At 71.1% G+C, this 8,284-nt stretch carries 8 protein-coding genes; 3 read left to right on the plus strand and 5 right to left on the minus strand.

Annotation, left to right across the window (positions count from 1 at the left end):
* Nucleotides 1-725, minus strand: a 725-nt coding sequence (locus CCN39_RS52115) for an AAA family ATPase (protein WP_244211157.1), incomplete at its 3' end; no start/stop codon positions are given.
* 142 nt (nucleotides 726-867) lie between these two features.
* On the opposite strand from CCN39_RS52115, the gene CCN39_RS36430 reads away from it, so the two are divergent.
* The 3 genes from CCN39_RS36430 to CCN39_RS36440 all read left to right on the plus strand — a co-directional run bounded on the left by CCN39_RS36430 (nucleotide 868) and on the right by CCN39_RS36440 (nucleotide 3,593).
* Nucleotides 868-1,563, plus strand: coding sequence for a TetR/AcrR family transcriptional regulator (locus CCN39_RS36430; RefSeq protein WP_086849853.1), 696 nt, complete (start codon nucleotides 868-870; stop codon nucleotides 1,561-1,563).
* Nucleotides 1,564-1,593: 30 nt separating this feature from the next.
* A complete protein-coding gene (locus CCN39_RS36435; RefSeq protein WP_086849855.1) occupies nucleotides 1,594-2,802 on the plus strand; it encodes a cytochrome P450 in 1,209 nt (402 codons plus the stop codon).
* A 62-nt stretch (nucleotides 2,803-2,864) separates the two neighbouring features.
* Nucleotides 2,865-3,593 carry a metallophosphoesterase family protein gene (locus CCN39_RS36440; RefSeq protein WP_086849856.1) on the plus strand — a complete coding sequence of 243 codons (729 nt, stop codon included), beginning with the start codon at nucleotides 2,865-2,867 and terminating at the stop codon, nucleotides 3,591-3,593.
* Here CCN39_RS36440 and CCN39_RS36445 read toward each other — a convergent pair.
* The 4 genes from CCN39_RS36445 to aspS form a co-directional block, all read right to left on the minus strand.
* The gene (locus CCN39_RS36445; protein WP_086849858.1) at nucleotides 3,565-4,413 is read right to left on the minus strand and encodes an SGNH/GDSL hydrolase family protein; all 849 of its coding nucleotides are present in this window, start codon (nucleotides 4,411-4,413) and stop codon (nucleotides 3,565-3,567) included. The two genes, CCN39_RS36440 and CCN39_RS36445, sit on opposite strands and share 29 nt — an antisense overlap.
* A gap of 405 nt (nucleotides 4,414-4,818) precedes the next feature.
* Entirely contained in the window at nucleotides 4,819-6,000 is a 1,182-nt protein-coding gene (locus tag CCN39_RS36450) for a phosphotransferase (protein ID WP_086849860.1), read from the minus strand.
* Nucleotides 6,001-6,079: 79 nt separating this feature from the next.
* On the minus strand, nucleotides 6,080-7,027 hold the full coding sequence (locus tag CCN39_RS36455; RefSeq protein WP_167455288.1) for a DUF389 domain-containing protein: 948 nt from the start codon (nucleotides 7,025-7,027) through the stop codon (nucleotides 6,080-6,082).
* A partial coding sequence (aspS, locus tag CCN39_RS36460; protein ID WP_086849862.1) for an aspartate--tRNA ligase occupies nucleotides 7,027-8,284 on the minus strand: 1,258 nt, incomplete at its 5' end. The genes aspS and CCN39_RS36455, both read right to left, overlap by 1 nt.

The raw sequence follows: 8,284 nt of genomic DNA on the forward strand, positions 1-8,284 counted from the left end.
GCCGCGTCCGCCGCCGCCTCCAGGGCCGTCAGCGCGCGGCGGGCGTCACCGCCCGCGAGGCGGACGAGGTGGGCGCGGGCGTCCTCGGTCAGCGTCAGTTCTCCGCCCAGGCCGCGCTCGTCGGCCAGGGCACGCTCGAGCAGCGCCGTGATGTCCTCGTCGGTCAGCGGACGCAGCTGCAGCACCAGCGACCGCGACAGCAGCGGCGACACGACCGAAAACGACGGGTTCTCCGTCGTCGCCGCGACCAGCAGCACCGTGCGGTCCTCCACCGCGCCGAGCAGCGCGTCCTGCTGGGTCTTGGAGAACCGGTGCACCTCGTCGATGAACAGCACCGTGTTCTCGGCGTTGTACTGACGCCGCCGCCGCGCCTCCTCGATGACGCCGCGCACCTCCTTGACCCCCGCCGAAAGCGCGGACATCGCGACGAACCGGCGCCCGGTCGCGATCGAGACGAGGTTGGCCAGCGTCGTCTTGCCCGTGCCGGGCGGGCCGTAGAGCAGCACCGACGCCGGCGCGGCGCCCTCCACCAGCCGCCGCAGCGGGGCGCCTTCGCGCAGCAGGTGCTGCTGGCCGACGACCTCGTCGAGCGAGCGCGGCCGCATCCGCACGGCCAGCGGCGAACTCGCCGGGTCCGCCTGCGGTTCCGCGCCCGCGTTCGACGCCGTGCGCTCCGGCGGGGGCGCGATGTCGGCGTTCACGGTGAAGAGCTCGTCCTGTGCCACGGAGATGACGTTAACCGACCCCACCGACAGAACCACTTGCCCCGGCCTCCCCGAGAGCGCTACCGTCGGGATGACTGGTTGACCGAAAGTGCGATTCCAGTCAACCAGTCAAACGCTCAACGGAAACCCCAGGTGGAGACGCATGAGCCATCCCAACCGCGAGCGTGCCGACCGGATCCTGGACGCGGCGGGCGAGCTGCTGCTGCGCATGGGCTACCGCAAGGTGGCGATCGACGACGTCGCGCGCGCGGTCGGCATCGGCAAGGGCACCGTCTACCTGCACTGGCGGACCAAGGAACTGCTGTTCCAGGCACTGATGCTGCGGGAGTCGGCCGATCTGACCGACGAGCTGCTGGCCATGATCAAGGCCGACCCGGCGATGATCCTGCCCCACCGGATGATCCCGGGGTCGTTCCTCATCACCCACCGCCGCCCGCTGGTGATGGCGATGCTGCGGGGCAACGCCGAGATGTTCGGCTCGCTCGGCGACCTCGCCCTCAAGAAGCAGCAGGCCGAGGTGAGCGTGCACTTCGAGGAAGTGATGCTGCGGCGGGGGCTCATCCGCGCGGACGTCCCGCACGTGAGCTACGCGCTGCAGGCCGCGACCCTCGGCTTCTACGTCGGCGACACGGTTTCGCGCGAGTTCGAGGGCATTCCCCTGGAAGAGCGGGCGGATGTCCTCGCGCACCTGATCCGCACCGCGTTCGAGCCGCCCGGGGAACCCGACCCCGCCGCGGTCGCGGAGGTGGCGGCGGAGCTGAGTTCGACGCTCGAGGAGCTCGTCTCGGGCTTCCGGAACGGGATCTACGCACACGATCCCGCCAAGGCACCCGGCTGATCCCGGGGCCACACGGGGAAAGGGGCGGAAATGACCACCACACCGGCCGACACCTGGGGCCTCCACGAGGCCCAGTTCTGGCTGCGGGGGAAGCAGCCGGAGAAGCAGGTCGAGTTCGCCGCGGAACTGGGGATGTGGAACGTCTACGGGCACCCGGAGATCGAAGCGATCGTCCGCGACCCGGCGACGTTCTCGTCCGACACCACGCGGCTGGTCCCGAAGGAGCTGATGCCCGACCCCGACCGCGACCTGTCGACGGGCAGCATCCTGCAGATGGACCCGCCGCTGCACAACAAGATGCGCAAGCTCGTGAGCCGCGCGTTCACCCCGAAGGTGGTGGCGGACCTCGAGCCGAGGATCGCGGCGATCACCCACGAGCTGCTCGACGCGATCCCGGCCGGGAACCGGCTGGAGCTGGTCGAGGACCTGGCCTACCCGCTGCCGGTGATCGTGATCGCCGAGCTGCTGGGCGTCCCGCCCGGCGACCGGAACTTGTTCAAGGGCTGGGTGGACAAGATGTTCGACTCCGCCAACCAGGTCTCGCTGGTGAAGAAGGACGCGGAGCAGGACGCGGCGATCCAGGCGTCCATGGACGGCCAGAAAGCGCTCGCCGACTACCTCGGCGTGCACGTCGACGAGCGGCGCAAGCAGCCGCGGGAAGACCTGCTGACGAAGCTGGTCGAGGCCGAGCTGGACGGCGAACGGCTGTCCCGCTCCGACGTCGTCGACTTCGCGAACATCCTGCTGCTGGCCGGCCACATCACCACCACGATGCTGCTCGGCAACGCGGTGCTGTGCCTGGACACGCACCGGGACTGGGACGAGCGGGTGCGCGCGGACCGCTCACTGGTGCCGCCGGCGATCGAAGAGTCGCTGCGGTACCTCACGCCGTTCGCGGTGGTGGCCCGCACGACCATGCGGGAGGCGGAAGTCGGCGGCGTCACCGTGCCGGCGGACCAGCTGCTGCTCTGCTGGGTGGCGGCCGCCAACCGGGACGAGCGGGTGTTCCGCGACCCGGGCACGTTCGACCCGCTGCGCGCGGAGAACCCGCACCTGGCCTTCGGCCGCGGGATCCACTTCTGCATCGGCGCGCCGCTCGCGCGGCTGGAAGGCCGGGTGGCGCTGAACATCCTGTTCGACCGCTACCCGGTGCTGCGCACGATCCCGGGTGAGCCGCCGAAGTTCCAGGTCAACCCCAACATGACCGGGGTGCGGGAACTGCCGCTCTCGACGGTGTAGGCCGGTTGCGCCCTGGGCGAAATCGCTCGCCCGGGGCGCTCGGCTTGCCCGATGGTGGACTGATGAACGTGGCGGTGCTGGCGGACATCCACGGGGTCCTCCCGGCGCTGGAGGCGGTCCTGGCGGAGCCGGACGTCCAGGCGGCGGCGAAGATCGTGCTGCTCGGCGACCTGCTCGCCGGGCCGATGCCGGTCGAAACCCTCGAGCGGCTCCAGGCCCTCGGCGACCGGGCGGTGTGGGTGCGCGGCAACGCCGACCGCGAACTGGCCGAATCGGCGCGCACCGGCGGCTCGTTCGTCCCGGACCCGATCTTCCCGTGGGCGGCGAAGCAGCTGCGTCCGGCCGACCTCCCGCTGCTCGACGCGCTGCCGCTGACGGTGACCGTGGACGGCGTGCTGTTCTGCCACGCGACCCCGCGCAACGACACCGAGATCGTGCTCGTCGACTCGCCCCCGGAGCGCTGGGCGGAGGTGCTGGACGGCGTTTCCGCGTCGACGATCGTCTGCGGGCACACGCACATGCCGTTCGTCCGGCTCGCGGACCGGAGACTGGTGGTGAACCCCGGCAGCGTGGGGATGCCGTACGGGGCAAGGGGCGCGCACTGGGCGTTGCTCGGCGAGGGCGTCCAGCTGCGGCGAACGGAGTACGACGCCGAGGAGGCGTGCCGGTATCTGGCCGCGCATAGCGCGTACCCGGACATCGAGGAGTGGGCGGACTTCTTCGTCCGCAATCCGGCTTCGGACGTCGAAGCGCTGCGGGTGTTCAGCGGGCGCGGAACGAGTTCCACATGATGACGGCGGCGTAGGGCAGGAATTCGCGGCCGCGGCGCCAGAGCCACGGGATGCCCTTCAGGACAAGCCAGCCCACGTGCCCGGTGGTGCTCGGCTCGACACCGCCGCTGCAGGTGAGGCTCACCGGTTCCGGCACGGCGAACCCGGCGTCGGCGAGCAGCCCGGTGAAGCCGCTCGCGAGCATGCGGTGGCCCAGTTCGGAGGGGTGCAGCCGGTCGACGCTCCAGGAGGCGAGGTCGTAGGCGCCGGGCAGCCGAGCAAGATCGAGACAGGCCACCCCTTCCCGGGCGACAACTTCGTCGATGGCGGCGTTGAGTTCGGCAACGCGGGCACTGAGCGCGCGCTTGAGCGACTGCGGGAGCCGGAAGACCTTGCTGTGGTCGTGGAAGCGGACGGGGAGAACGGTGGTCCCGGTCGCGCGAAGCCGCCGGATGACTTCGGTGAGATCGGCGCCGACGCGCGCGGCATCGAAGTCGGGCCGAAGGGTGTCGTTCATGCCGGCGACGAGAAGGGCGACATCAGGCCGCTGGGCAACGGCGACGGGGACCTGCTCGGTGAGAACGCAGCGCATCCGAGCCCCGGCAAAGGAGGGGTTGAGGTAGCCACCTCGGTCAACCCCCAGCGCGGCGGCGACCAACGGACCGACCCCCCGCCAGCCGGCCCGCCGAGGAAGCGGATCACCAAGCCCGACGGCGGTGGAGTCGCCGAGAACGGCCAGCCGCCGGGCCCGCTTGAGCGACGGGACGGCTGCCAGAGGTCGCCGGGGCGGTTCGGGCAGAGGGGTGACATCGACGCTCATCACGGTCACGTTCAAGACCATCGGCCACGCAGGCTCACACCCGGTGAGGCGGAGGTAACGCGGTCGCGACACCGGGCCTAATTCTTGACGCGCACCTCACAGAAGCCGGATATGTCCTGTTCGCGGTGACGAGGGCGCACTGGGGTTGCGAGGTGAGCGAGGGGCACACCGGACACGACGCGGCTTACGCAAAGAACCAGGGCCACGAAGGTCGCGAGCGAAGGCGCACTGGACCTGGCGCGGCAACGAGCGCCAAGCGACGGGCGCACAGCCACCAGCCCACCTCCGACCACACCCCCCTGCCGACCCGATACGCAGCCGCCTCAGCGGCCGACAGGCCGTGTCAAGGCACGCTTTCCCGCCTTGACACGGTCTGTCGGCCGTTGAACAATCCGGCGTTCGGGCCGGCGGGGGACCCCGGCAGACTCACCGAAACGCGGGATAAAAAGCAAGATCAGCATGCGGCCCCAACCGCGCAGCCAACCCGGCAGCCACCCGGGCCGCAAACTCCGAAACCCCCGTCATCCGGACATACCCCGCATGCTTCGCCAGATCCCGCCACCACGTGACGAACGCCGCCTCCCGGCTGACCGGCGCAGCGTGCCGGGACAAGTTCAACGCCCCCAGCTCCTCCCCCGTGATCAGCCACACCCGCAGGAGCTCGCTCGACGTCAGGTGCCCGGCAAGGGCCTCGTCGTCGGCGAAAGCCGGCCACACCCCGACCACCTCGGCCCGCCACGCGGCGATCATCGCCTCGCTCATCCCCGCGGGCAGGGCGAGCGCATCCGGCCAGCTCGCGAACGGCAACCGCAGATGAGCCGCGTCGACCAGGGCCGACCGGACCCGGCCGTTCTCGAAGTCGAGGAACCGGACGCCCTGCCCCGTCACCAGGTTGTTGTCCGGGCTGAGCTCGACCGGGCTGAACGCCCGGAACCCCGCGGCACGCGACTGCTCGACCGCCGCCGCCACCTGGGCGAGCACGTCGTCCGGCACCGGGATCCCCAGCCGCTTCTGGATCAGCGGCGGAACTCGCGCGCACAACGCGTCGACCCCGTCGGAGTCACCCTTCGCCGGGCCGCCGAGCCGTCGCAGCAGCGCGTTGAAGTCCGCTTCCCGGCCCGCCGTGCTCGCGTGCAGACGGCCCAGCGACCGGGCCCAGGACAGCAGCGCACGCTCGGCCGCGCGGGAGTCCCGGGCGTAGAGCTTGTCCTCCAGCGTCGGCGTCCGCCCCAGGTCCTCCAGCACCAGCACCCGGTCGCGGCCGTCGTGGGCGACCAGTTCCGGGCACATCCGCTCGTCCGGGGCCAGCGCCGTGAACAGCTGGTAGCTGACCGCCTCCTGGGCGAACGGGTCGGCGCCGGACTCCGGCCGGTCCGGGTAGTGCTTGATGACGAGCGTCCGCGGCAGCGCGAACGACGACACCACCCGCGCGCGGACCACCGTGGCCGGTCCGCTCCCCGCGAGGTCCTCGGGCCCGACCAGCGTGATCGCGCTGCCGAACCGGCGTGAGAGAACGGACTCGCCCGCCGCGACCGCCGCGGCGATGGCGAGCTGCTCGGCTCCTGCCCCGACTCCAGCGTCGCCGGCGGAGGAGGTGTCGACTGTCATTGTCACCGACCCTACTCGTGACTGAGCAACCATGACTACTGACATCCGGACAAGAAGACGCATCCCGCCCGGACACGGGTCACCCGCGTGAAAGCGGACGCATTCCCGCGGGTGAACGTTGCCCATTCCGGCGCACGATCAACACAATGGCCGCAGCTGCAACGATTCCGAGAAGGTTGACGAGCAGCTGCCCGACGGACTGGAGGCACCGGCTCCACTCCCCCGCCACCGCCGCGACGACCGCGTACCCCGCGGCCGGCACCGTGGTCACGGAGATGAACACGCCGACCAGCGCGGCCGACTTCGACGACGTCATGGCCAGCATCCCGGCGGCGCCGGCGAGCATCGCGACGACCAGGGACGGTACGCCGACGGAGAAGACGAAGTCGACCTCGTGGTTGCGGTCCAGCCGGAACGCGTCCTCGCCGAAGACGTCGGTCGCGCGCACGAGCAGCGCGCCGCCCAGCGTCACGACCATCGCCAGCGGGAAACCGAGGCCCAGCGCGCCGCCCGCCCGGCGGACGAGGTCCCAGCGCCGCAGCACGAGCCCGACCGCGAGCGCGGCGAGCGGCCCGAACTCCGGGCCGACCACCATCGCGCCGACGATCGTCACCGCGGAGTTCGTGAGCACACCGACGGCGGCGAGCAGGCAGGCGATGGTGAGGAACGCCAGGAACGTCACGTTCATCCGGGATTCCTCGCCGGTGCGCGCGACCAGCTCCTCCCACACGACGGCGTCCGCGGCCTCGCCCGGCGCCGCCTCCTCCGCCCGGTCGGCGGCGTCGGACAGCGCGGTGTCGAGCGCTTCGAGCGTGATGCCGCCGGTGTGGTCGAGACCGAGGACGCACAGCGCGTCGATGATCTCGTCCGCCGCCTCGCGGGCGATGTCGGCCTCGACCAGGTCACCCACGGGTTCCACGGCGGCACCGCGGTGCACGATGAGGTGCGCGGTGCCGGCGTGGGCCCGCAGGATGTCGAGCGCCTCGCCGGTCTTGTCCGGCGGGCACACGGCCCTGAGGTGCAGCACTAGTTCTGCGGGGCGGCGGCCGGTTTCGCGTCGATCCCGGCCTCTTTGCGCTGCTGCGCGGTGATCGGCGCGGGCGCAGCGGTCAGCGGGTCGTACCCGCCCCCGGTCTTCGGGAACGCGATCACGTCACGCAGCGAGTCGGCCTTGGCCAGCAGCATGACGATGCGGTCCCAGCCGAACGCGATGCCGCCGTGCGGCGGGGGGCCGAAGGCGAAGGCGTCGAGCAGGAAGCCGAACTTCTCCTGCGCCTCCTCGTCGCCGAGGCCCATCAGGTTGAAGACGCGCTTCTGGACGTCGCCGCGGTGGATACGGATCGAGCCGCCGCCGATCTCGTTGCCGTTGCAGACGATGTCGTAGGCGTAGGCCAGGGCGTTGCCCGGGTCCTGCTCGAACTTGTCGATCCACTCCGGGGTCGGCGAGGTGAACGCGTGGTGCACCGCCGTCCACTTGCCGGAGCCGACGGCGACGTCGTCGCCGATGTCCTCGACCGGCGCGAACAGCGGCGCGTCGACGACCCACACGAACGACCAGGCGTTCTCGTCGATCAGGCCGAGGCGCTTGCCGATCTCGTCGCGCGCGGCGCCGAGCAGCGGCTGCGTCGAAGCGGCCTTGCCCGCGGAGAAGAAGATGCAGTCGCCGACCTTGGCGCCCGCGGCCGCGGCGACGTTCTCGCGCTCGGTCTCCGACAGGTTCTTGGCGACCGGGCCGCCGAGCGTGCCGTCCTCGTTCACGAGGATGTACGCGAGGCCGCGCGCGCCGCGCTGCTTCGCCCACTCCTGCCACGCGTCGAGCTGCCGGCGCGGCTGGCTCGCCCCGCCCGCCATCACGACCGCGCCGACGTACGGGGCCTGGAACACGCGGAACGGCGTGTCGGCGAAGAACTCCGTCATGTCGGTGATCTCGAGGTCGAAGCGCAGGTCCGGCTTGTCCGAGCCGTACTTGGCCATCGCCTCGTGGTAGGTGATGCGCGGGATCGGCCGCGGGATCTCGTGCCCGATCAGCTTCCACAGCGCGGAGACGATGTCTTCGCCGAGCTTGATGACGTCGTCCTGCTCGACGAAGCTCATCTCGATGTCGAGCTGGGTGAACTCCGGCTGCCGGTCGGCGCGGAAGTCTTCGTCGCGGTAGCAGCGGGCGATCTGGTAGTACCGCTCCATGCCGCCGACCATGAGCAGCTGCTTGAACAGCTGCGGCGACTGCGGCAGCGCGTACCAGGAGCCGGGCTTGAGCCGGGCCGGGACCAGGAAGTCGCGCGCG

Origin of the sequence: Amycolatopsis kentuckyensis (assembly GCF_002155975.1) — a bacterium.
GTDB lineage: Bacteria > Actinomycetota > Actinomycetes > Mycobacteriales > Pseudonocardiaceae > Amycolatopsis > Amycolatopsis kentuckyensis.